The sequence below is a fragment of the Bacillus sp. T-10(2022) genome, assembly GCF_056502895.1.
This window is the reverse complement of the sequence record NZ_CP113518.1, coordinates 2,721,452-2,745,818: the sequence shown is the minus strand read 5'-3', so window position 1 is coordinate 2,745,818 and position 24,367 is coordinate 2,721,452. Positions and strand designations below refer to the sequence as shown.

The window sequence follows — 24,367 nt, the reverse complement described above, 5'->3', positions numbered from 1 at the left end:
ACGTCCCAACATAAATGAAACCGTTTGCACCCATCAGGTAAAGGAGTTTTTCAATGAAAACAGCAGAAAATCAACCAAATGAATTAAAACGGAGCATGAAAGCAAGACATTTATTTATGATTTCAATAGGGGGATGTATTGGTACGGGCTTTTTCATCGGTTCAGGCTATACCATTCATGAAGCAGGAGCCTTCGGTGCTATCCTCTCTTACATAGTCGGCGGCTTCATCATGTATTTAACGATGCTTTGCCTTGGTGAACTATCAGTTGCCATGCCTGTATCCGGTTCGTTTCAGACATATGCGACTAAGTTCATCGGTCCTGGAACCGGATTTGCCATCGGATGGCTATACTGGTTAGGTTGGGCCGTTACAGTTGCCTTAGAGTTTCTGGCAGCAGGACAGCTAATGCAAAGATGGTTTCCTGAATCACCCGTTTGGATGTGGTGCGCAATCTTTGCTTTTCTCATCTTTTCACTGAACGCCTTATCAGCAAAGGCATTTGGCGAATCGGAGTTTGTTTTTTCCAGCATAAAAGTATTGGCCATCATTCTTTTCATCATCGTTGGCGGTGCTGCTATGTTTGGTATGATTGATATGAAAGGTGGACAAGAAGCTCCATTTTTCTCTAACTTTTTCGCTGAGGGTCTTTTCCCCAATGGGATATCGGCCCTGCTAATCACAATGATTACAGTAAACTTTTCCTTCCAGGGCACTGAATTAATCGGAATAGCCGCTGGAGAAAGTGAAAACCCGGAAAAGGTCATACCAAAATCCATCAAACAAACCGTTTGGAGAACCCTTTTCTTCTTTGTTCTTTCTGTCACTGTACTTTCGGCGATGATCCCAAGGGAAAAAGCCGGTATCTCAGAAAGTCCATTCGTTGTTGTACTTGATAGTATCGGAGTTCCGTATGCAGCTGACATCATGAACTTCATCATTCTTACAGCACTATTGTCAGTGGCGAACTCCGGTCTTTATGCTGCGACACGTATGCTCTACTCGCTTTCAAGGGAAGGTATGGCAAGTCCGAAGCTCGGTTTGGTGAATAAGAGAGGGATTCCGCTCAATGCCCTGCTCATCACCCTGGCGATTGCCGGTTTATCATTACTTTCAAGTGTAGTAGCTGCAGACACAATATTTGTCTTTCTTCTCTCCCTTGCAGGGTTAGGTGCACAAATTGGCTGGATTGCCATATCGGCTAGTCTTCTTGCTTTTAGAAGATCCTATACCCGCCAAGGCGGAAAGATAGAAGATCTGAAATTTAAAGTTCCGCTATACCCATTCATCCCCATACTTGCATTAATAACAAACTGCATCGTCATGATCAGTTTAGCATTTGTTCCTGAGCAGCGAATGGCCCTTTATTGCGGGGGAGCATTCTTCCTTGGATGTTATGCGGTTTATCACTTTAGAGTGAAGAAAATCAAGAAAATAGAAACTCCCAAGCAGGAAGTTGAATTAAATGCCGGTAAAAAAATGGTCATTTGATCCAGAATTCCGCGGAGTAGAGTAAGTGGTGAAAAGCAATCTTTACAATCCATTAAGATTGCTTTTCAAAGAAGAAATACCCTGGATGTTATCACACCCAGGGTATTTCTTTTATTTAATCACCATTTCCTTAAATAGCTAGGTAATGGTAATCCACTGTAAGAAACCTTCCTTTTCCCTTCCAGCTTTTTAGTTCCCCAAACTATTCCCTGTAAAATTACGCATATAATAGGAAGCTAAATTTTCAGCTCCATCTAGGCAATAAAAACAAATATCAAAACAAAAAAATCATCTTAATCGATGATTTTATATTGTGCAAATTCTTTTAATTTAGGCAGGATTGGCTCTAAAATTTCCTTGGCTATGTAATCGGTATCCAATCCAATGAAGCGTTCACTTTCCATGTCGACCGATCTCGCATTTTCCGGGTCATCACAAAAAATAAACGATATGATTCCGTTATCTTCCTTCATATCTACATATTTAAATGCAATGTCATGTTTCGTAAGACAACTTTCAAACGCAATGCACAATTCATCTATATTTGATTGACTAATAGATGTGAATTTCATATTGATCATCCCCTCTGCTAAAGGATAGCAAAATAAAGCATGAATTTCAAAGCGAAATTCATGTCCCATTCATATATTCATGATTCATATGACACTTTTGAAGAGGAAAATGACATAAAAAATTGCCCTTGTTTGGAATATCACCCGTATGAAGCCTTTTGATGAAGATTGTTTGGGTAAGGATCCCCCATTAGAAATGAGTGTAACCAATCGATTTCATCCACTTTCCCACCTTTACCATGATTTAATTTTTTATCTTTCAACAGCGATTAATAAGGATTGCCCTAGGCATAACCGCATTTTGTATCGCCAGGATATGCAGTTCCTCATGAATATTCCATGGCATGTCTCATATCTTTATACAAACACCTTGTTAGGAGTGGACCAACATGAAGTCTTTTTATAAAGGAACGCTCATTTTGATTGTTGCAGCGTTTTTTGGTGAATGTATCGAATTTTTAGTGAACATGCTCCTAGCCAGGGAATTACACGAAGAGGGCATGGGGCTTTATATGTCGATATTGCCAATTTTCTTTTTGATATATGTGATCGCCAGCCTTGAATTACATATTTCTATTTCAAAATTCGTTGCGGAAAATAAACAGGCAATGCATTATAATCTTATCATTCATGCACTTAAAATGGCTGCAGTCGTCGTATTGGTAATGTGTGTAGTCATGCCTTTCATACTTTCCTTCTCATCCATAATGGACAAATACCATCCCTATATTAAATGGCTGCTCATCACATTGATCCCAATAGTTGCCTTTTCGTCGATTGCAAGAGGCTATTTCATGGGTGTTCAGCAAATGGGGAAAATTGCCTTTTCCAACTTTTTAAAGGATATCATTCAATTCGGCTTGCTTTTCCTCATCTTTGACTTATTTCATTTTAACCAGGAAAAGTCATTGTTGATGGCCTTTTTTGTTTTGATTGGCAGTGAGTTCCTCGTTTTTCTATACTTGATCAACCTTTTGGTTCTTCAAATGCGAATCATGAGGCGCGGTACAAACTCACGGACAACCGGTAAACATGCCCGGCAAAAGTTATTGGCGGTTTCGCTGCCCACCATGGGGTTAAGGATCTTTCATGCGATAACAAATGCGATCCAACCTTTTTTGATCCACACCGCCCTTCTATCTGCAGGATTCGGTGCGGTAGTGGCTACAGAGCATTTTGGAATGCTCACTGGAGTAGCGATGACGATCGGCTTCTTCCCAGCCTTTATCGCACATTCCTTAATGATCATGCTCATTCCGAATGTTTCGAATGCTTACAAGAGGCAGGATAAGGAAAAATTGAGGGTTTTATTGCAAAAATCGATGTCTTTCACCGTACTGTATGGAGTTCCGGCTGTGATCTTCATATATTTCTTTGCGGAACCTTTGACCTCCCTCTTTTTTTCTTCAACATCTGCCGCATACTATTTAAAGTTATTATGTCCTTATTTCCTTTTTCATTTTTTTGTCATTCCCATGCAAGCCTATCTCATCGGCCTTGGTTTAGTGAAGGATGCTTTCATCCATACCGTATGGTCCCATATTGTTGCGTTTTTAATGATGTATATCCTAGGGTCTCAGGCTTCTCTTAATATGGGAGGAATCATTTTAGGAATGAATACAGGCGCTGTATTATTAACTTTCATGCACTACTTGACCATTTGCAAAAAAATCGGCATAAGCATCTTACTGACGAAATCAAGATCGATATCGATAAAGTGAGGCAAAACCAAAGCAAAATCTCTTGCTGTTATTGGTATATAAAGATTTAGTTTTAAAAAATTGAGCCTTTCCCTGTACATATCACCTTCGTTACTGTATATTTCAACATACTTGGGTAATAATCAAGTAAAATGGTTTAAACTAACCATACAATAGTAATGGAGTGATTTCATGAGTAAAGCTAAGGCTAAGAGCGGAACGGGTAAAGGTACCGGCACAGGAACGGGCAAGAAGGGCTGGAATCGTTGGAAAACAAGTGCCAATAAGAAAAAAAGCGCCAAACCATATGTAAGTAAAGGCGTCAAACATTCCAATGACTCAAAAGCATCCGGTCATGCTGCAGGCGACAAGACAGATAAATAAGTGCTTGTCCTAAAACCCACAAAAAATTTTATGTTTGTTCCATATTCTCATACAGGGTGTTAAGAGATCTGTATGAGATAAATGGGTGTTATAGATATAAACCACGCACGATATCCATATGAAGCTTAAGAAGTACGGCTCATTTACATACCATCAAAAAAGACACTCCAATTCCCGGTAGTGTCTTTCGCATTTTTAATATTTTCTTTTTATCTAAATTGGCTTTTGGGTTTGATGGCATTGATTTTTTTCGGGGAAAACTCTGTACGAAAACCGTTAGTGGCTTTTTTAACAGAGTCTGTAACTGAATGTATCGCTTCACCAACATCCTGGGCAGAATCCAATAATGGTTCAACCGTTTTCATTTTAGTTTTTACATCGTCGGTGATTTCATTTGCAGTTTGCAATAGTTGTTTCGATTCGCCGGATAGATCGTGGATGGCATTTCTCACTTCAGCCAAGGTTTGATTGGCTTCTCCTATCGTGACCATTCCCTTTTGAAGGGTACTGATTAAAAATACGACCAACCAAATGAAGGCTAAGGCGATCGCAGCTACACTATATTCAATAATCAAGATAAAGCTCCCCCTCTAAATTAAATAGTAGAATCAATTGCTTCAAATATGTTAGTGGATCCCGGGGTGCCTGTTTTTAAAGTTAAATGGTACTACTTGATTTTGATTTGAACCCCCTCAGCTTCAGTTCGAATCAAAGGAGCTGTCGGAGCGGATAATTCCTTGTGGCGGCCTTCCAAACTGGCTTCTTTCATGGAATTGGTTACATTATGAATCATTTCCCCAACATCTTGAGCGGATTCTAGCAATGGATCGACATTTTCCATCTTCCCTTTTACATCCGCAGTAATTTGATTGGCAGAGTGGATCAATTGTTTGGACTCTTGCGTCAATCCATGTACTGCATTCCTTACCTCTTCCAGTGTTTTATTTGTTTCTTCAAGTGTTCCCATTCCTTTACGCAGCGTTTGGTTGACATTATATATCAAATACACGACAGCTCCGGAGACACTGGCCACACTTAATTTAATAAACATTTTCATATATCCACTCCCTTCATTTAAATTTATGCACTGTCCCTTCCAATCATTCCCTAAAGTACATCACTCTGTCCGGTCGGTTTTAAAGAACCTTTTTCCTAGAAGTTTAAAGGTTAATAGTAAGGGAGAGACCATATTTAGGAGGGAATTTGTTCATGCCACATGAGAATTATTCATCTGTTATCCAAACTTTAAATGATTGTATGTCCGCGTGTAATCATTGCTACGACGCATGCTTAAAAGAAGATCATGTAAACATGATGGTGGAATGCATTCGCTTGGATCGGGAATGTGCGGATATTTGCTCTTATTTAGAACAGGCGATAGCAAGAGGAACACCGTTTATTTCAGAGTTGGCTGAAGTGTGTGCCAAGATTTGTGAAAGCTGCGGAAACGAATGTAAAAAACACGATCATGAACATTGTCAAAAATGTGCTGAGGCATGCTTGAGATGCGCAGAAGAATGCAGAAAATTAGTCGCTTGATGTAGGGAATAGCAATAAGCTATTCCTTTGATTAATCTTCCCTCTTACCTACCCATTCTTCTATTAAATCTATTAAGGGATGATGATATATTAAATATATTCTAGCGAGGTATATGTTGAAATTTTTTAATGGCAATAAATATTTTAAAAGATAAAATTTTTAAAATACCAAAAGCATATATTGAAACCCCTTTTTTTAGGCACACTAGTATTAAAAACAGGAGGATATTATGACACCTCGGAATGTTCCTGCTAAAGATGATTTAGAAGTGAAAGATACCCCGGCTTCACCTGATAAGGAAAGCGAAATAGACAAACTCAATCGATTATTAGGTGCGGTCATGCGATATTTATCAGATGATGAGCAAGAAGAAATTGATATAGAGTATCTTCTCGAAAACACCGAAGGGCTTCGGGATTGGTGGAGCGAATATAGGGAGCTTGATCGAAAACGGGTCGAAGAAGAAATAAAAAATTCCCTGACGGATCTATCCCTTGAAGAGCTTGAAAACATCCGTGAACAAATCCGTACAAAGGCATAATAAAAAAAATCCCTGCATCGGGATTTAACCTGATCATGCAGGGAATTTTTCTTTCCTATTATATACAAACACATATTTTTGAATTTACGTTATATGTGATACCAGAAATCCTTTATTCAACTTTCAATGGCCTTAGTTCCAGTTGATCGATCATGTAATCCACTAATGCATGCAATGGATTTAAAACTGTCTTTCCTGTCTCAAGCTCATATCTCATAGTTGCTTCGACCATTGATAATTGAGCCACCGACAGCGGTCTTTCTTCGTTATTAAACTGGTATAGGCAGTTCATGATTTCCTGGTTATATCTCTCTCCCAATCCCTGCATAATCAATTCAAAGGCATTATCGATAATGATAACTTCATAATCCACAGCCCCATATTTTTCAGCATGGGCTTTTAATCGTTTGACTGTTCCTTCAACAGTTGCTGGGTTCGTGAATAAAATCATTTGCGGTTGCTGTAATTGGCAAATTTGCTCAAAATATGGTTCATCGATTTTAATGATAGGCATAGGTAAGGATAGTTGTTCTTCGTTTAAAAAGGCGATGTAGTTTGTACAAGTTATCAGAATGGCATCCACTTTACATTCGGCAATCCATTCGACCTGTTCTTTTACCCTTTTTTGAGCATCCGAATTGTTAAAAGTTGCATCAGATGACACCCGATGCATCAATCCCGGATCAACAAAATGAAGCCATTCAATATCGTATTTCGAGAATGCGGCTTCTATGTATTCTATATTTGTATAGTGAGCATGCAAACAGCCTATCTTTTTTTTCATAAATCTCCCGCCTTCATCAGTTAGTATTCTGATTATTCTAACACAAAAAGTGGCGGTACATTGACCGCTGCAGGGAAAAACGATCATTAGCCATAGCCCTCTCCTGCCATTATGAGGGGTAAAAGACTGCTTCTTTGAGGAAGGCTCAGTTGGTATGAATCCGGCTTTCAAGCATATATTTATCAAGGCGATAGCAAGAGGTATCATCAGTAAAACAAGCATTTGTTTTAGAATAAAAGTCAAACCGTAATAGTAGATAAAAATCAATATATTGGAGAGTGTTCACCATTCTTTATTTAATTGCGATTATTTTCCCTCCATTAGCCGTATTATTAGCCGGTAAACCCGTTCAGTCTGTGCTTAATTTGGTCCTCACACTATTTTTTTATGTCCCTGGTTTAATTCATGCACTCTTAGTGGTGCATGATAAGAAAGCTGATAAACGAATGAAGCAGCAAACAGCAATTATTTCTAAATCGAAACAAACGACTAAGTGATTTAGACAACCACTAATAACCCGAATGAAGCACCAAGGCGCATTTTATTCGGGTTATTACTATCGAAAGAATTCGTTTAATTGAATCTGTGCGTCTTCCTAAGCCCTCTATGATAACAAGCGTCACATATTTGAAAACGCGAGTCATCCGGCAGCCTTTTTCCACAGCGCTTGCATTTTTTTTGATAATTCAACATTTCGTCTTTTAACTGATCATGAACGCCATCACTGATTTCTTCACGGATACGCTCCCAATAAACAGCTTCGGTCCGTTTACCCATCCGATATAAAAATAATAGATGAAGACCTATCGCTTTATAAGATAACTCCAATTCCTCCAGATTCCTTGTCTTGATGACCGGTTCAGGAAGGTCACTGTTCTCGGCAATAGCTTCGACCGTTTCCAGCCACTGTCTGATAAGACTTGGTTCTTTTGCCGAAAAAGGAATATGCAGGAAACCATATAAATCCATTAAAGAAAAACGCGCTTCGATTTCAGTATCCCGTATTAGTTCGTAAAGCTCCCTTTCTTCGGATAGCGATGCCTTTTTCGTGCCTTTAGGGGGCTCAAACCTCTCCCACATTTCGAAAAATGTCCCTAGGTTCCGGTAATATTTTTGAAAACGTTCAAATACAGCAGAGGTTGGGGCAATTGTGAAGGTTTGAACTGGCTCATCTACTTGTTCGAGCAACTTATTCATGATTTTGATATCTGCTGTAAATGCTACCTTTCCAGTGTCATAAATACCCTTTCTACCCGCTCGGCCTGCGATTTGTTTGATTTCTTGAGAAGTCAACCTTCTTCTTCGTGTCCCGTCGAATTTTTCATTTTCAAGAAAGACGATACGGCGTATTGGCAAGTTCAATCCCATTCCAATTGCATCGGTGGCAACGACAACTGATGTTTCACCGCGATTGAATAGCTCTATTTGCCGTTTCCTATTTTCAGGAGGCATGCTTCCGTATATCATGCTGACATTATGTCCACTCTCTTTTAGCCGGGAAGCGGTTTCGAGTACCTGCCTTCTCGAAAAACAAATAAGCGCATCCCCTTTTTTCGTATACTTCAGTCCAAACTCCTTTTGTTCTACCTCAAGCGGTATTTCCCGTCTGTATTCGTGGAGTTCCAAATCAGCTTCATTCAGAAGGTTCAGAAGCATCATTTTGATATTATTGCTCCCGATTATGTGTACTTCTTTCGCATTAGCTTGCGTGATTGCCCTAAACCATGAAAAGCCTCGATCTTTATCGGCAATCATTTGGGCTTCATCTATGACGATTACTTCATGGTAGTCTTTTTCATGAAACATTTCAACGGTGCTGGAGACATGTTTAGCACCCACCACTGCCTTTTCTTCTTCACCGGTTTTTAATGAGCAAGGTACACCGTCAGCATTTAATTTATCAAACACTTCAAGGGCCAGCAGTCTAAGGGGAGCTAGATACAAACCGCTTTCCGCTTCTTTCATTTTTTCCAGGGCCTTATGCGTTTTCCCGGTATTTGTCTCTCCTATATGCAAAACATATCGAACTTTTTTCCCTAATGATGGAGTATACGCCTTACCGATGATATCATCGATCATCCTTTGCTCTTCTGCCCGCTTCCTGGCTTGCTCTGCCAATACTTCAGCTTTTCTTCTCTCTCTGTTCTCCACGTCTTTTTCGTATATTTCTTCGTGCAATGTTTCATTAAAAGGAATTCCTTCAAGCTTCAGTAAATCAGAAAGGTATTCTTCCTGAAGTTCATCAAAACAGGACTGAGACAAATCGGCCAATTCATCGCTTAGTATACTTTGAAGGGCATCAACCGTCAGCCTTTCCCCATATGACTCCAAAAAATCATGATGCAGTGCAGCAGATAGATGGTTCAAGTATTTGTCAGGGGCTAATTTCATTATGAAATCCGAAACTAATCTTTCATACCTGAAGAAGTAATTTTCATATTCATAACGGTTCCTTCCCCAACCGACTAACGAGTGAATATCGCCTGTAAGCTCTTCAAAAAAATCAGTGACCATTAGGTATTCGGCAGCTTGAAAGCCCCCCTCTTCCACCAATTGTTCTTCAAGTAAGTATGGATCGACATATTGGAATTTAGGCTTATTCTTAAGATCTTTTGTCAATATACCGGCAATATAATACCTGACATGTAAATATAATAAAAGGGAGTTATTTTCGAAAAATGTATTGGCCTCTTCTTGAAGCCTCGCGCGTATCTTCCAACGCTGCTTGGCAAGCCGCTGTTCTTCTTGTCGCCTAAAGAATTTTTCCCTTGCATTTTTATATCTCTTTTCCCACTCTTCTTGATTGTCAGCAAAGGTTTTTTTAATCCATGTTAAGCCATCAAACGGGCGATACTTCTTTAATTCGTTCCGGAACATGCTATTGATCAGCTTATGATCTGAACCTTCCGTTACAAAACCCCTTTCGCTTAAAAACGCCTTTTTTTCCTTTCTGGGCACATCATTTGACGCTTTATTTATCCAAACATTTATCCAAATTTGCTCAATAAAGGTCGTCCTGTCTGATATATATGCTGAATAAGAAGGCATTGTCTCTTGATTCTCTAAATAAAAATCCATATCCTGGATTATTTTTTCCTTTGTATTCTCAATCGCAATAGGATATATACTTTCTAATTTTCCCATAATGATCCCCTTTTGAATTATCCAATATGTACTTTATTACTTCCTTTTATCCTCCCCAAATTTTTGTTTAAAATGAGCGCGGGTACATTCGTTTTATCTATTTAAATTCAAGTGCTCTGTTATCATGGAAGGTGAAGAAATGCCAAGATGCTTTACTTCCAAGGTAAATATGAAAAAGCTATCAAATATGTACATCGAGAGTTACTCTTACCATTTCATTTACAGTATAATCCATCAAGAATAGACTGATCATTGACTTGGACTTTATGGTTTATGCCCATCCCGGTAATCCAGAAATGGATACATAGGTTTAGCTATTTTGTAATCAGGCAAATAAAAATTTAATGATATTAAAAAAAAGCCGAAAATAAAGTAAAGGTCAATTTTTAAACTTTCTCGATAACATTATTCATCCATAAAACGAATCCATCCCCTAAATTAAGTTTAGTGGAAATTCGGACAACTGTCACGGTATTGAGATTCCGCTTTTGTGTCCTAGGCGTTCAATATGAGAATTACATCCGGAAATCTAAAAAGACTATTAATAAATGAGGAGCCTGAGAATGATTCAGCAAGATATCAACTATTATAAGAATTTCGATTCCATCGCTAAAGAAGTATTAGCTCTATTAGGTCAAACCATTGAGGTCAATACATTCTTCGTTTCTATATTGAATCCCATACATAGTTTCATGATCAAATCCTTCAATAGAAATGCAAAGTTAATTTGTGAAGGTGACATCCTCCCTTATAATATGGTTTATTGCAAATTAGTTGCTGAGAATGGATTGGAACCACTCGTTATTCCTAATTTAGTGGAACATGAATTGACTAGTGTCCACCCCGCAACGAAGTTTATAGGGAATGGGTGTTTTATGGGAGCTCCCCTTATTAATGAGGGTGAAATCATTGGAACATTATGTGCATTCGACATTAAACCTCATGAATTTAAAGAATATGATCTGATCCTCATTAAGTCTTTGGCAGCTTTGATTAGTCATACCATCAATCTTGAAAAAGGGATTATCAGGGATCCTTTGTCAGGTCTTTATAATCGGAACTTCATTTATAATTATTTTGATTATCATAAAGATAAATCAAACGATGAAATGGCCCTTCTTTACATCGATCTTGATCATTTTAAAATTTTTAATGATTCCTATGGTCATGATACTGGTGATGACGTTATTAAAAAGGCAGCCGAATGTTTTTTGCAAACCGTTCCCGAAGGCAGTCATGTGGCTCGAATTGGTGGTGATGAATTCATTGTATTGTTACATACAGCGCATTGTGAGGATTTAATGAAAAGCACTCAGCAAAACGCGGAATTAATATTGAACCGTTTATCCACCATGCCGATTACCATTAATGGAATTGATCATTTTGTATCAGCTAGCATAGGGATAAGCTTTTATCCTCATCATGGTACGGAAATGGACTCACTTTTGAAAAAAGCGGACCGTTCCATGTATATGGCTAAGAAATCCGGCCGTAAGAATATTCAATACTTCCACCCGCAGTGATTATCTTGAAAATAAAAAAACCAGTTCTCCTTAGAGACTGGCTTTCTTTTACCTTAAAAAAATCCAACGTTTAGCTTTCAGCCTTTGCAAAAGCTTGAGCAGATCAGCATTTCCCTTATGTATCCGTTTTTCGGATGGTGAAGCGGAGGGGTTCGGGATGTTAACTCTCTCGGGTTTTTTGTTCATTTTCTGAAAGACCCTTCCTATACTTTGATTTTGAATAGTATATGCGGGTTTTCCATTAAATATCATAAGGAAAGGAAAAATCCCTTCCCTCTTATAAAACATTTTTCAACCGGCTGAAGCGTGCAGCTTTTTCTTTTTGTTTCAGGATAATGCGTTCGTTCTGTTTCATCACTTTTTTAGTGTGGGGACTTAAACCTACATCAGGTATTTTTACCTGTGGTTTAATTACGGCAACTGACACATCATTGCCGGCTTTATCATAAATGCTCATTTATCCTCACCACCTGGTTTTTGTTTTATGACCATATCGAACATCATGATTAATAATGCTATTAATAAACAATCGACTTCTGAAACGAAGCTTTCCGATTTAACGTCAAGGATATAGGGTTCCATCAAAATGCTTACAGGCTGCAAAGCCATTTTTTCTTCATCATTATAATACGTATCTTCTCTTTCCAATGTAGCACGGATGGTACTGCCATTCAAGTTCGGATGCCCATTTATCACCAATTGCTTGTCCTGTTCCGTTTTGAAAGGAAGGATTTTCACGTTCATCCCTTCCTTAGCTGCATACGCTTGAAGGAGAATGCTCAAATAAGCCAAGTATTCCTTATTTGATTGATAATACTCAGGTATTCCTTCTTTCTTTAGGAGATGAAACATATTTTTGACCTTTTCCCTATTATCCGTTAAAAGTTTGTCACTTTCCGCAACCGCTTTTGTTGCATAGGACAGCTCGTTATCGCCAATCTTCGATATATACATGCTCAAGAACACAAACATATCAATCAGGATGAATACGATAGCCATAATCAAGAAATTTTTCCACTCACTAAAAATGCTCATCGGATAGAAATTCCAATAAATCAATGCTCCCAGTATAAAAATGATATACCAGGTTTTTCGAATCGCTTCAATCCTTTTACTTACCTTGTCCTTATATTTCCAAGAAAGTATGACATAAGCTAATAAAGCAATAAATACTACCCATACAAAGACTCTGAAAAACATTAACAATCGATTTATCACCCTACCCTTCAGCTGCTACATTCCATATCCCGCTCTCTATATTATTCATTATATATACCTCTATTCCCTGCCTAAGACGGGGGAAACTTAAACACTTGCCAGAAGTTTTCACTAGCTGAAAAACACTCCTCCCAATGTGGGTTTACAGTAAATGAATCATATGTTTCAGCATCCATTGCCCTTTTTTTCAGAAGGGTATATTTTAATCATTTTTCTTGTGGGACATCATAGTAAATAACTTTATATATTCTGTGATATGATATGTTCTAACAAAAAGGCATGATTAATATGGGAGGAAGCTATCATGATGAAAATTATTAAGATCCTCATTTCTTCTTTTATAATATTATTACTTTTCCTAAACCTCTATCCTCCACTTGGAAGACGGACAAACAAAGAAAAAGTGAGAAGTTTCACTACAAAAGAAAATTTTTCCAAGGGTAAATTCCAAAATCAGATTCCAGCCAGTCAAGCGATGAGTCTTAAGCATACTGGTTCGATTTTACGTGATTTCATAAAACCTAATCCAAAAAGGAGGCCAGACCAGCCAATCGTAATTGGAACAAAAGAACCTGGATCAATGAATTCCAATAAAATCACCTGGTTTGGTCATTCTGCATTACTGTTGGAGTTAGATGGGAAAACCATTTTAGTGGATCCCATGTTTGGCAAAGCACCCACTCCCTTTCCATGGTTCGGGAACAAGCGTTTTAGCGGGGAGCTGCCTATTGATATGGATATGCTGCCTCCTATCGATGCCGTCCTGCTCTCACATGATCACTACGATCATTTGGATTATTACTCGATAAAGAAATTAAAAGATAAGGTCAGTCAGTTCATTGTCCCACTAGGTGTCGGCGGACACCTAGAAAGATGGGGCGTTAAACAAGATCTGATTCAGGAACATAATTGGTGGGATGAGGTTTCATTCATGGATTTGCAATTTGTCTGTACGCCTGCAAGGCATTTTTCTGGAAGAAGTTTACGAGATGGCAATACGACACTTTGGTGTTCTTGGGTAATTAAAGGCAAAAAAGAAAAGGTATTTTTCAGCGGAGATAGTGGATATGGCAGCCATTTTAAAGAAATCGGCGAAAAGCTCGGGCCTTTTGATATGACATTAATGGAATGCGGCCAATATGATGAACGCTGGTCAACCATCCATATGATTCCTGAAGAAACTGTTCAAGCACATATCGATGTACAAGGAAAACGGATGCTCCCCATTCATTGGGCTGGTTTCACATTGTCTTTTCATGACTGGACAGATCCGATAGAACGGGTAACAAAAGCGGCCAATGATCTTGGCGTCCAGATCTGCACACCTCAAATAGGCGAACCTGTAGTGATAGGTTCAACGGATTTCCCTCAAACAAGATGGTGGAAATGAAATGGTCCATCCCAAATGGGATGGACCATTCCGTTTGTAGAAAAAAAGGGTGCGGAAAACGTATCTTTTCAAATAATGTTCCCTAACCAACTGACCCAAAACCATACCTTTCCTCAGGAATGGTTGCTATCTAAATGTTATATCTAAGTTGATTGGAGAGGAAGGTGCGAGACTCCTGCGGAAAAAGCGCGTCCAAGGGAGACCCCGCAGGTGAAAGCCGAGGAGGCTCCCCGACCGCAGAAAGCGAGTGCCTGGAGCGGAAATCAACGGCTAAATTGTACAGCCATTAAAAAACTGTAGACAACTCATTTCAGTTTAACAAAATGGTCCATTCCTAATGGGATGGACCATTTTCATACATTCACATTTTCCCTTCATTATACTCAAGATTCACTTTTATTGAATGCTCTTTCTTCACTCCAAAATAATTCGTGCCTACCACACCTAAAATGATTAGTATCGAACCCAATATATCGTAGATTGTAATCTTTTCATTTAGTATGAGAGCTCCTGCTGCAATCGTTACTATAGTGGAAAGATTTGCAAACACACTCATTTGGGACGCTTTGATTTTTGATAAGATCGTATTGGATAATAACGAAGTGACCAATGAAGCCAATATTCCCAAATACAAAATGGAGCTGATGAATTCAATGCTCGACCATGGTGTAAAGAATTCCGGCATCGTTCCTTGTTTTAAGTGGGTGAAGAGCGCAGCCACGTTAAAAATGACAAAGCCTGTTCCCATCATGAAAAAGGTCATTTCACCTGGTGTATAGTCATTGGCAAGGGAACGGGTCATCGTGGTATAACATGCAGTTGCAATACAGGATAGCAGGATCAACAACATCCCTAGCATGTCGGAAAAATTGATTGTACTCCCTTTCATCACAAAAATAAATATGACCCCAACTACCGACAAGACAATCGAAAGTTTTTGATATAAAGATGTTTTTTCCTTAAGGAAATATCCAGCTATCATCAATGTTAGAATCGGGGTGACGGCAGACAGAATTCCAGCATCAGTGGATTGTGAATACTTAAGTCCGAAAGTTTGAAAGGCAAAGAAAAGAGTTGGGAATAACAAAGATAACGGAACAAGATGTTTAACCGACTCCCAGGAATAATTCACCTTAATGACTTTAACGGCAACCAGGAATAAAATGATGACGAAAGAAACGGAAAATCGGAACGCCAAAGTATCCAGCGGATTCGATTCTGCAATCGCCATTTTCGTGAATAAGAAAGATAGGCCGACAATACTTGAATGAAATAGCGCTAACATGTATGCAAATGTTCGGGTTTTCATGGCTGCAACTCCTCAACTAAATTACTATATTCCTATTTAGGTATAGTACCCTTTGCATCTGTATTGCAATCCAAGTTAGAGTCAAAAAATAAATTTGGCATTTTTTAAGCTAAACTGTTCAACTATCAGCACAAACAACCTTTTAAAAATAACTTTTTAAAGATCATTTTCATGCCTTAACGGTGATGCTCCAGTTAACTTTCAATAAGTAAGAACTCTGTAAAGTATGTCATTTACAGTTTCTTATATGATAAAATTTCAACCAGGAAGAGAGGTATACATATATGTTAGTTACTACCGTAATATTCCTTATGGCTGGTCTAGCTGAAATTGGCGGCGGTTACCTTATTTGGCTTTGGTTAAGAGAAGGTAAATCCATTTATCTAGGTTTAGCCGGAGGTTTTGGGTTGGTGTTATACGGCATCATTGCAACTTTCCAAACGTTCCCTACCTTTGGACGTGTATATGCTGCATATGGCGGAGTTTTCATCGTTTTATCAGTTTTATGGGGATGGGGCATAGATAAGAAAACCCCTGATTTATATGATTGGATTGGAGCTTTAATCTGCTTGGTCGGGGTTTCAGTCATTATATGGGGCCCAAGACAGTAAAAGAAATAAAGGGCATAAGGCCCTTTATTTCTTTTACCAAGATCTCAACTTTTTGTTTGGGGTCTTCATTTGAACATTTACATTATATCAATTTCTTTTCCTGCCTGTTTGCCGTCATATTGCTGAAGTTATTCTGTATGAACCAAATCGCCATTGCTGCAATGATGCATGGTATGGCAAAAGCTAAAAAATTGATTTGCAATGACAACTTCATATCTAGCAGAACCCCACAGAAAGTAGGAGCGAGTATTCCGCCAATTCTGCCGATACCCAATGCCCAGCCGACTCCTGTAGAACGGATTTCATTCGGATAATACTGAGATACATATGCATTCGTTACAATTTATGTACCTGTTGTCGTACCTCCTGCAATGGCAATCAGTATATAAAGCATGATCATGCTTGGCTTGAAGCTCAGCATCGTGAGGGTAATGAAACCAATGACCAAGAAAGTAACCAGAATCCTCTTGGAACCATATCTGTCTGAAAGCTTCCCTCCAACGATCGCCCCAAAAACCGCTCCGAGGTTCAACACGACTAAGAATGTCAGGCTTGAACCTAATTCATATCCTGCCCCACCCATGATCTTTGGTAGCCATGTACTCAAGCCATACATTACGAACAAACACATGAAAAATGCGATCCAGAACATGAGAGTGCTTAAAGTCCTCCCATTTTTGAATAAATGTTTAACTGAAAACCCTTTCATTTCACTTTTGAGTTGCTCCTGAAGGACATAATGATCTTTCATCGTGTATTGCCCGTCTACATTCACTTGATTCAGAACGTCCACCAATTTGCTTTTTTTATTATTTATCATGAAAAAATTTATTGACTCTGGCAACAATTTATATAATATTGGCATGAATATTAATGGGAGAGCACCTAGCCAAACCACTGCCCGCCAACCAAAGTTCGGAATACATCGCTCCCAGTGATGCGACAACTCCCCCTAGAGCATGCCCGCTGAACATTATTGCTACCAGGGTACTTCTAAGTTTTTTAGGGGCATATTCAGTAATGATTGCAATTAGATTAGGCATGACTCCTCCCAAGCCTAGTCCTGCAATAAAACGCTGTATTCCAAAAGATGTTGGATTATCGGCGAAACCTGAAGTAAATGTAAATACGGAAAAAATGATCGTACAAATCAATATGACTTTCTTTCTGCCGGATTTATCGGCAAGCGGTCCAAAGACCAACGCTCCTATCATCATTCCAAACAAAGCATAGCTGCTGAATAACCCTGCCTCTACAGCAGTTACCCTCCACTCCGCCATCAAGATGGCAGGATTGTCCCAAGCATGAACATATCATACCCGTCACAGATGATGATAAAGATACAGCATAATAAAATCTGTAAATGAAAACGGTTAAATTTTTGTTCATCCATCATTTCAGACACTTGGATCGTGCGCATTTCCTTCCCCTCTTTCTGCTATTCCTTTTGACATAGTCTTAAGGATTTCTCTTTTTTTGTTCGAGCTAACATTTAATGACAACAGATCACAAATACTAATTATACATATATAGAACTCAGTTCACTATATATTAACTTAGTTTTTAGAATATTGTCAATATTCAAAGTCGATTAGCCGTTTTAATCAACAAAAAAACCCTCTTAATTAAAGAGGGCTTTTAATGAATATAAGATTAAGCGTCCAAGGCTTCTTTACGCTTTCTTTTCCTTGATTCCGTTATAAGATCATAACCGAGATAAAGGATGATGGCTCCGCCTAACAATTTAACATATAACGGAATGTCCGCTACAAAGAAATAAATCATAGAGAATAATGTCCCTATAATGCTTAACCAAAAAATTACATGTTTTAAAATTTTCAAAGTAATGACTCCTCACAAAAGATGAGATTAATTTATAGTTCGCTCCACTTCAAGGAGGAATTAATTATCCATATCATCATTCTAACATTTATTCTTTATATTAAGAGTGACTCGTATTGCGAAATTATGAACATTTAAGCAACTTTTCTCAAGAGTAGGTCAAGCCAAACAAGTCCCGGAAAATCTTTACGCTATCTCTTGTCAATTTGCAATTTCATTACTATGACAAAAAAGGCCAATAAAACAAATAGGCATGAAATGACAGCGAGGGTATCCCAGCACTGCATTTCATGCATTTAATCTTACAAGACGTTCATTTTATTGGATTCTACTGCCATTTCTTCAGTTGGTTCGGAATGATCATGTTTATAATAAGCCATTTTCACTGGAACGAATGATAAGGCAACCGCAGCAATGAGACCCGGAATGGCGAAGGCTATGAAATTCAATTGGATGGGTAGCGAGATGGATAATAAAAATCCGCCGAGTATGGGACCGAGCATACCTCCAATCCTTCCGATTCCAGATGCCACCCCTAGTGCAGTCGATCTAATATTTGGTGGATAGTACTGGGAAACATAGGCTTGTACAAGGTTTTGGGCACCAATGGTACAGGCTCCTGCAATCGCTACCAATGTGTAAATGACAAAAGAGCTTCCGCCCATTCCCAAGAGCGTCAGACTGACAGCCCCAAGCGCATACATCGGCACAAGCATTTTCTTGGATCCATAACGATCACAAAGTTTAGCGATGATAAGCGTGCCTACGATAGCTCCCCCTTGAAGAACGATCAAGAAACCTAAGCTTGAATTCAGCGCATACCCTGCCTCGATCATTAGCTTTGGAAGCCATGTATTCAATCCATATACCATCAAAAGGCACATGAAAAAGGCGATCCAGAACATCAATGTGCTTAGAGCACGGGAATTCTTAAACAATCCAACAATCGGCATATTGGCTTCTGTTTTTTTCACTTCCACAAGTTCGTCCTTGATGTCGAATTTACTTTCCGGACTTACCTTGGATAATATTCTGATCAGTTCTTCCTTTTTGTTAATTCTGATCAGATGCGTCGAAGCCTCTGGTAAACGCTTCATCATGAAGGGTAAAAATAACAATGGTATTCCTGCAAACCAGAATATTGATTCCCAACCTAGTGTCGGCATAACCAGGATACCCAGTATCGGAGCAAGCATCCCTCCGAATGAGTAACCGCATAATACGATTGAAACGACCATGCTCCGCATCGTTTTCGGTGCATAATCCGTCAATAAGGCAATGACGTTCGGCATGATGCCCCCAAGCCCTAATCCCGCTAGAAATCGGAAAGTTGAAAACATCGTAGGCGTATCCGCAAATCCACATAAAAGCGTAAATAAACTAAATAAAATGAGTGTAATCGCGATTACGTTTTTTCTGCCAATCCGATCTGCTAATGTACCAAAGAAGATCGCCCCGAACAACATTCCAAATAGACCGTAGCTGCCCATAGCCCCCGCTTCCACGGAAGTAAGGTTCCATTCCTCCGTCAATAACGGGACGACCGTACCGTAAACGACAAGGTCATAGCCGTCAAAAAGGATAATGATAAAACACCATGCCAGCAATCCAAAATGAAAGCGGTTAAATTTACTGTTGCTAATTACCTCGGTCGTATTAATTTTAGCCATAAAATTTTCTCCTCTCTAGGTGACTGCAGTAATTCCATCCAAATGATAGCGCTTACGTAATCATTTAAAAAATATTCGACTCACATATTTTTATACAAATAGTGAACTGAGTTATCTAATTGTTATTATAAATGCTAATTATCTGATATTTCAATAAAAACTTTCACATATTTATCATAAAGTCTTAATATGTTTTCTGATGCTATCGTTAATTACAAGTTTTGAACATGCGTAAAAACAACAAAAAACCAGTCCCTTATCGGAACTGGTTTCTAATTAGTAAAGTAGGAAGCCGCCATTGCCGTATTCAAGTAAGAAAGTTTTAAACCACCACTCCTCAAAGTGGGTGTTTGCAGAAGCAATCCTGTTGTCCAAGTCAGTGACGAGGCATAACATTCCTGTTTCGATATAAAACTCCCTATTACAGCTTAAAGGTTAAAACTTAATTATCATTACGAACAACGCAGCTTGTATAGTTATAATACCGAAATATCTTCAATCATGCAAGTTTAATCATTCCCGGACAATAAAAAAAATTTCATGTTACACATTAAGCAGGTGAAGCCAAATTATTCATGCCCAAACGTCAAAATTAACTGCTGCACTCTGATCTCTGTTGCCGTCCCCCACTTTCATTGATATCTTATTAAGTAATAGCATACTCGGGTAAGTAATATTTTTAGATAAAATGTGCAAGATAAAATTGGACGGGATTGAAAGTGTTTGTCTTGTTTCTTGTAAGAATCATCGGTTGCTGAACTCTATAATATATCCTAAATAACATTTGCAAATACATGGAAGGAGTCTATAATATTAACTAATAGAATTGATTGGAGTGACTAGTTATGCTTTCAAACATTGGTTTTCCCGGTTTAATTTTAATCCTTCTTTTAGCTTTAATTGTTTTTGGACCGAACAAGCTACCTCAAATCGGACGGGCAGTCGGCACTTCGCTTAGGGAGTTTAAGGATGCAACCAAGGGAATAACAGAAGAAATACAAGAGGAATTCAAGGATGACGTACAAGCTGCAAGAAAAGAATCGATAAAATGAAAAAGACGCCTGCACGCAGCAGGCGTCTTTGATGCGTTTGTGGCGCAGAACCGTCAGGCCACATCCCGACGTTTAGCTAAAAGCATGTTCTTCGACTTACACAAATTAGCTCATCGCTTTATTAATATAACATTAAACTTATTTTATATCAAGTGATTTATTGAGCAGTCTGTTAACGGCATCCCTTGGAATTGATTTTCATTTTTTCATTTTTTCAAAGTATGTTCTTATTCTATAAACCGCTTGGGGGTTTATTCAGAAATATTCTATCGAGTTGTTTATTAAAATACGAATAAGCCCCATAAAGCCGTTCTTACAAAAATGTTGAACTTCATTACAAGTTCATCGTCATTTGAGTCAATTGATCCGAGGAAACGGCCACTTGATTGAATGCTTCATTAATTTCGTCGAATATATCATTCAGCTCTGTCATTTCCTTGGTGATCTTAATATTCTGCTCTTTAACAGAAAGCATGGCCTTTGCTATATCAGTAAAAAATATGCCAGTTTCTTTTCCTTGTTTCGTTCCTTTAGTAATTTCCCCGCTAACCATGGAAATTGACGTGTTCATGACATTGGTAAAATGAGCAATTCCATTAACCAGTTTCACTACTTCCGAAACTGAGTCCTTGGTATTTTCCGACAGCTTCCTTACCTCACCAGCCACAACCGCAAATCCTTTACCATTTTCACCAGCTCTTGCCGCTTCAATCGCTGCGTTCAATGCCAACAAATTCGTTTGCTCTGCAATTGAAGTGATGATTGTGACAATTCGTTCAATTTCCTTTGAAGTATTGGATAGCTGTTCCATATCTTTTGAGATGATCGTCATTTGCTCCTGCGTTTTTACCAATCTTTTCTCTAATCCCTGTAACAGTTCGACTCCCTCTTTTGATTTTCCCTCTGCATGTATCGCAATCTCTGAGCCCTTTTGAGTGAAATCGTGAATTTCGACTACCTTATTTGCCATTAATTGAGTTGCTGAACTAGTCTCTTCACTGATTGCTGCCAATTCCTCTGCATTATGATTGACCTGCAGTTTGATCGTTTCTTTTTCTGCTAAGTTATTTTGGCGAATCTTCTCATTTTCAAGTTCATATGCCTCTAAAACTATTTGCTGCTCCAGATTAAAAATTTTAGTGACAGCCAGAATGTTTTCTTGATATTGCTCTATATTCTTTATATTGGAAATTACATGAATGATTAATGACTGCAATAAATCCTGAAAAGCACTCATATACCATTTTGGCTGCAATCCAATTCGCACATGTACTTGTGCGATAATATAACGTTGTTTAATATACGTATCATCAATGTTCCCGCTAAACATTTCGTACATATGACGATGCAGTGTCTTTTTCAACCTATCAACAGAACTATTGTCTGATATGATTTTCATTAATGAGGGTTCATTTTCTAGATTTTTATAGAAATTCCCTACTATTTGGGTCAAATGTTTCTTCACTTCTTCCTGTAAAGAACGAATTATGCACAAATCCCCCATCGTCAAATGAATCATTTCCACTTGATTCAATACGCTCGGATATTCGCTGATATTGATACCGACGTGCTCCTTATATTGCATATAGTCTATCGAATCTATCTTTTGTTTACTTCTCCATATTCTTTTCATGATTGAATTGCCTCCAATTTTTTCTACCCATATATACTATTTCGACATAAAGTCTGTTAATCTTAATTCACTTTGATAAATTTTCTTCTTAAACACAAGACTTATGAACTATTTATGTCCAAATAAAAAAAGACACTCCAAAGAGTGTCTTTTTCAATGTTCATTTTCCTGCTGGTTAAGATTCGAGTGCTTACGGGAATAAGTGAAGTAAATGACTACTCCGATAGCCATCCAGATCAAAAACCTTATCCATGTATGACTCCCTAGCTGAACCATCAAGAATACGCAAAAAACGATTGCCAGACCTGGAACGAGCGGTACAGCCGGACAATAAAAAGCACGTTTCATATCAGGTCTTGTTTTCCGTAACACGATGACCGCAATGGAAATCATCGTAAACGCAGTCAATGTTCCAATGTTGACCAGCTCAGCCAATTCACCAAGCGGTATGAATGCCCCCAATAAGGCCGCTATCAAACCGAATATCCATGAAGCCGCATATGGTGTTTTATATTTTTTATGAAGTTTTGATAAGGATTTAGGCATCAGCCCATCTCGTGACATCGCAAACATGATTCGGGTTTGTCCATACAACATAACCAAGATTACCGTTGTCATTCCGAGGAAGGCACCTAGATCGATGATACCTGCAACCCAATTTTGTCCTGCGCTTTGCAAGACCAAAGAAATCGGGTGGTCAAGAGCCTTACTGAATTGTGCATACGGTACCACACCTGTCATGATCAAACTTACCGCCATATATAGCACTACACAAATGAATAATGAACCGAGAATTCCCCGTGGTAAATTCCTACCTGGATTTCTTGTTTCTTCAGCCGCTGATGCAACTGCATCAAAGCCGATGAAGGCAAAGAACATTAATGCGGCAGTTGAAAATACCCCATCGATTCCAAATGGCATGAATGGCTGCCAGTTTTCCGGTTTCACATAATATATAGAAGAAACGATGAACAACAAGACTACCAACACTTTAATAACGACCATTATATTATTGATTCTAGTCGTTTGTTTCGTACCTATGGATATCAAAAAGGTAATCGCCATGACTATCAAAAAGGCTGGTAAGTTCATATAAGTCGTAATACCTTCGACCGAACCCGGTGCTGCCGTCAATACTTTCGGAAAGTTAATTCCGAATCCACTTAAAAATGATTGGAAATAGCCCGACCACCCCGCCGATACGGCACTGACAGCCAATAAGTATTCAAGGATTAAATCCCAGCCGATTATCCAAGCGGCGAATTCACCTAAAGTTGCATAAGCATACGTATAAGTCGAACCGGATACCGGCACGGAAGCTGCAAATTCTGCATAAGAAAGTGCAGCGAATAAACAGGCAAGACCAGCAATGACGAACGATATTGAAAGTGCAGGACCAGCATTTACTGCACCAGTGCCTGTTAGAACAAAAATGCCTGTCCCAATAATCGCTCCAATTCCTAGCATCGTTAAATCCCATGCTCCCAGTTCCCGTTTCAATCCCCTACCGCCGGAACCTGCGTTTTTCAACAAGTCCTCAATGGACTTCTTTCTAAAAATACTCATGTTCTCTCCTCCATAATTTTATAAACTATTCTGAAAACTATAGACAAATAATTTCACTTACCATTTATATCGGAAAAATTTCGACAAATTTCTGCAATTCCTGAATTATCTGACTTTTAAATTATACGTATTAACCTTATTATCGTCAATGACTTATTATTGTAAAATTCTGTTTTTTTAATATTTTTCAGAACGAAAGCTTTATTATCCAACAGAATTATACATTATTAACAATATATAATTAACAATTCATTATTTTAATATTGATAAAGCGAGCTACTGAAGTATTCCATTAATTTATCTTGTAAAAATTCTAATATTTTTAATTCTATAAAGAATCATTATTTATTTTTCTCTATGTATTATTATGAAATAATACACCAAAATTATTCTAATCA

The 24,367-nt window shown here is 38.4% G+C and carries 25 protein-coding genes, 1 other RNA gene and 2 pseudogenes; 10 read left to right on the top strand and 18 right to left on the bottom strand.

The window, feature by feature from the left end; all coding sequences use genetic code 11:
- The first annotated feature begins 53 nt into the window (after positions 1-53).
- Positions 54-1,490 (top strand): amino acid permease, encoded by a 1,437-nt coding sequence (locus tag OSJ91_RS13470; RefSeq protein ID WP_350302624.1) that lies wholly within the window; start codon positions 54-56, stop codon positions 1,488-1,490.
- Positions 1,491-1,783: 293 nt separating this feature from the next.
- Here OSJ91_RS13470 and OSJ91_RS13465 read toward each other — a convergent pair whose 3' ends face one another.
- Positions 1,784-2,062: a hypothetical protein gene (locus OSJ91_RS13465; RefSeq protein ID WP_350302623.1), complete on the bottom strand. Its 279-nt coding sequence runs from the start codon at positions 2,060-2,062 to the stop codon at positions 1,784-1,786.
- Between the two features lie 389 nt (positions 2,063-2,451).
- Here OSJ91_RS13465 and OSJ91_RS13460 point away from each other — a divergent pair, with 389 nt between their 5' ends.
- Together OSJ91_RS13460 and OSJ91_RS13455 are read left to right on the top strand one after the other, a co-directional pair.
- On the top strand, positions 2,452-3,783 hold the full coding sequence (locus OSJ91_RS13460; protein WP_350302622.1) for an oligosaccharide flippase family protein: 1,332 nt from the start codon (positions 2,452-2,454) through the stop codon (positions 3,781-3,783).
- Between the two features lie 171 nt (positions 3,784-3,954).
- Complete coding sequence (locus OSJ91_RS13455) at positions 3,955-4,146, top strand: DUF3934 family protein (RefSeq protein ID WP_137016732.1); 192 nt, start codon at positions 3,955-3,957, stop codon at positions 4,144-4,146.
- Positions 4,147-4,355: 209 nt separating this feature from the next.
- On the opposite strand, the gene OSJ91_RS13450 is transcribed toward OSJ91_RS13455, so the two are convergent.
- Together OSJ91_RS13450 and OSJ91_RS13445 are read right to left on the bottom strand one after the other, a co-directional pair.
- Positions 4,356-4,721, bottom strand: a complete 366-nt coding sequence (locus OSJ91_RS13450) for a DUF948 domain-containing protein (protein WP_350302621.1) — start codon at positions 4,719-4,721, stop codon at positions 4,356-4,358.
- A gap of 92 nt (positions 4,722-4,813) precedes the next feature.
- Complete coding sequence (locus OSJ91_RS13445; RefSeq protein ID WP_137024467.1) at positions 4,814-5,203, bottom strand: DUF948 domain-containing protein; 390 nt, start codon at positions 5,201-5,203, stop codon at positions 4,814-4,816.
- A 152-nt stretch (positions 5,204-5,355) separates the two neighbouring features.
- On the opposite strand from OSJ91_RS13445, the gene OSJ91_RS13440 reads away from it, so the two are divergent.
- Entirely contained in the window at positions 5,356-5,685 is a 330-nt protein-coding gene (locus OSJ91_RS13440) for a four-helix bundle copper-binding protein (protein ID WP_350302619.1), read from the top strand.
- A gap of 230 nt (positions 5,686-5,915) precedes the next feature.
- Positions 5,916-6,227 carry a hypothetical protein gene (locus OSJ91_RS13435; protein WP_350302618.1) on the top strand — a complete coding sequence of 104 codons (312 nt, stop codon included), beginning with the start codon at positions 5,916-5,918 and terminating at the stop codon, positions 6,225-6,227.
- Between the two features lie 112 nt (positions 6,228-6,339).
- On the opposite strand, the gene OSJ91_RS13430 is transcribed toward OSJ91_RS13435, so the two are convergent.
- The gene (locus tag OSJ91_RS13430; RefSeq protein WP_485891790.1) at positions 6,340-7,011 is read right to left on the bottom strand and encodes a hypothetical protein; all 672 of its coding nucleotides are present in this window, start codon (positions 7,009-7,011) and stop codon (positions 6,340-6,342) included.
- A gap of 287 nt (positions 7,012-7,298) precedes the next feature.
- Between OSJ91_RS13430 and OSJ91_RS13425 the strand changes: the two genes are divergently transcribed.
- Positions 7,299-7,508 carry a YqaE/Pmp3 family membrane protein gene (locus OSJ91_RS13425; protein WP_350302867.1) on the top strand — a complete coding sequence of 70 codons (210 nt, stop codon included), beginning with the start codon at positions 7,299-7,301 and terminating at the stop codon, positions 7,506-7,508.
- A gap of 76 nt (positions 7,509-7,584) precedes the next feature.
- Here the strand turns inward: OSJ91_RS13425 and OSJ91_RS13420 are convergent, their stop codons facing one another.
- A complete protein-coding gene (locus OSJ91_RS13420; RefSeq protein WP_413017679.1) occupies positions 7,585-10,155 on the bottom strand; it encodes a DEAD/DEAH box helicase in 2,571 nt (856 codons plus the stop codon).
- Positions 10,156-10,718: 563 nt separating this feature from the next.
- Between OSJ91_RS13420 and OSJ91_RS13415 the strand changes: the two genes are divergently transcribed.
- Positions 10,719-11,678, top strand: a complete 960-nt coding sequence (locus tag OSJ91_RS13415) for a sensor domain-containing diguanylate cyclase (protein ID WP_485891789.1) — start codon at positions 10,719-10,721, stop codon at positions 11,676-11,678.
- A gap of 277 nt (positions 11,679-11,955) precedes the next feature.
- On the opposite strand, the gene OSJ91_RS13410 is transcribed toward OSJ91_RS13415, so the two are convergent.
- Both OSJ91_RS13410 and OSJ91_RS13405 read right to left on the bottom strand, forming a co-directional pair.
- The gene (locus tag OSJ91_RS13410) at positions 11,956-12,135 is read right to left on the bottom strand and encodes a hypothetical protein (RefSeq protein ID WP_076369116.1); all 180 of its coding nucleotides are present in this window, start codon (positions 12,133-12,135) and stop codon (positions 11,956-11,958) included.
- Complete coding sequence (locus OSJ91_RS13405; protein ID WP_485891898.1) at positions 12,132-12,878, bottom strand: type II toxin-antitoxin system SpoIISA family toxin; 747 nt, start codon at positions 12,876-12,878, stop codon at positions 12,132-12,134. The genes OSJ91_RS13410 and OSJ91_RS13405 overlap by 4 nt, the downstream gene beginning before the upstream one ends.
- A 322-nt stretch (positions 12,879-13,200) precedes the next feature.
- Between OSJ91_RS13405 and OSJ91_RS13400 the strand changes: the two genes are divergently transcribed.
- Entirely contained in the window at positions 13,201-14,286 is a 1,086-nt protein-coding gene (locus tag OSJ91_RS13400) for an MBL fold metallo-hydrolase (RefSeq protein ID WP_485891788.1), read from the top strand.
- 361 nt (positions 14,287-14,647) lie between these two features.
- Here OSJ91_RS13400 and OSJ91_RS13395 read toward each other — a convergent pair whose 3' ends face one another.
- A complete protein-coding gene (locus tag OSJ91_RS13395; protein ID WP_485891787.1) occupies positions 14,648-15,595 on the bottom strand; it encodes a DMT family transporter in 948 nt (315 codons plus the stop codon).
- A 284-nt stretch (positions 15,596-15,879) separates the two neighbouring features.
- On the opposite strand from OSJ91_RS13395, the gene OSJ91_RS13390 reads away from it, so the two are divergent.
- A complete protein-coding gene (locus OSJ91_RS13390) occupies positions 15,880-16,206 on the top strand; it encodes a YnfA family protein (protein ID WP_101222067.1) in 327 nt (108 codons plus the stop codon).
- 82 nt (positions 16,207-16,288) lie between these two features.
- Here OSJ91_RS13390 and OSJ91_RS13385 read toward each other — a convergent pair whose 3' ends face one another.
- From OSJ91_RS13385 to ssrS, 7 genes are all read right to left on the bottom strand, one after another.
- Positions 16,289-16,549 (bottom strand): MFS transporter, encoded by a 261-nt coding sequence (locus tag OSJ91_RS13385; RefSeq protein ID WP_485891897.1) that lies wholly within the window; start codon positions 16,547-16,549, stop codon positions 16,289-16,291.
- A complete protein-coding gene (locus OSJ91_RS13380) occupies positions 16,550-17,071 on the bottom strand; it encodes an MFS transporter (RefSeq protein ID WP_485891896.1) in 522 nt (173 codons plus the stop codon).
- Entirely contained in the window at positions 17,055-17,486 is a 432-nt protein-coding gene (locus OSJ91_RS13375) for an MFS transporter (protein ID WP_485891895.1), read from the bottom strand. The genes OSJ91_RS13380 and OSJ91_RS13375 overlap by 17 nt, the downstream gene beginning before the upstream one ends.
- Positions 17,486-17,626, bottom strand: a complete 141-nt coding sequence (locus tag OSJ91_RS13370; RefSeq protein WP_485891786.1) for a hypothetical protein — start codon at positions 17,624-17,626, stop codon at positions 17,486-17,488. Before OSJ91_RS13370 ends, OSJ91_RS13375 begins: the two co-directional genes overlap by 1 nt.
- 233 nt (positions 17,627-17,859) lie before the next feature.
- Entirely contained in the window at positions 17,860-18,048 is a 189-nt protein-coding gene (locus tag OSJ91_RS13365; protein ID WP_063233876.1) for a hypothetical protein, read from the bottom strand.
- Positions 18,049-18,350: 302 nt separating this feature from the next.
- Positions 18,351-19,718: an MFS transporter gene (locus tag OSJ91_RS13360; protein ID WP_485891785.1), complete on the bottom strand. Its 1,368-nt coding sequence runs from the start codon at positions 19,716-19,718 to the stop codon at positions 18,351-18,353.
- A gap of 285 nt (positions 19,719-20,003) precedes the next feature.
- Positions 20,004-20,191: non-coding RNA, 6S RNA (gene ssrS / locus OSJ91_RS13355), on the bottom strand.
- 372 nt (positions 20,192-20,563) lie between these two features.
- Here ssrS and tatA point away from each other — a divergent pair.
- Positions 20,564-20,770, top strand: coding sequence for a twin-arginine translocase TatA/TatE family subunit (gene tatA / locus OSJ91_RS13350; RefSeq protein WP_101222064.1), 207 nt, complete (start codon positions 20,564-20,566; stop codon positions 20,768-20,770).
- Positions 20,771-21,104: 334 nt separating this feature from the next.
- Here the strand turns inward: tatA and OSJ91_RS13345 are convergent.
- From OSJ91_RS13345 to bcaP, 3 genes and pseudogenes are all read right to left on the bottom strand, one after another.
- Positions 21,105-21,575: pseudogene (locus OSJ91_RS13345) on the bottom strand (methyl-accepting chemotaxis protein); the annotation flags it as partial.
- A gap of 288 nt (positions 21,576-21,863) precedes the next feature.
- A pseudogene (locus tag OSJ91_RS13340) lies at positions 21,864-22,355 on the bottom strand (protoglobin domain-containing protein); the annotation flags it as partial.
- Positions 22,356-22,556: 201 nt separating this feature from the next.
- Entirely contained in the window at positions 22,557-23,969 is a 1,413-nt protein-coding gene (gene bcaP / locus OSJ91_RS13335; RefSeq protein ID WP_485891784.1) for a branched-chain amino acid transporter BcaP, read from the bottom strand.
- Between the last annotated feature and the right edge of the window lie 398 nt (positions 23,970-24,367).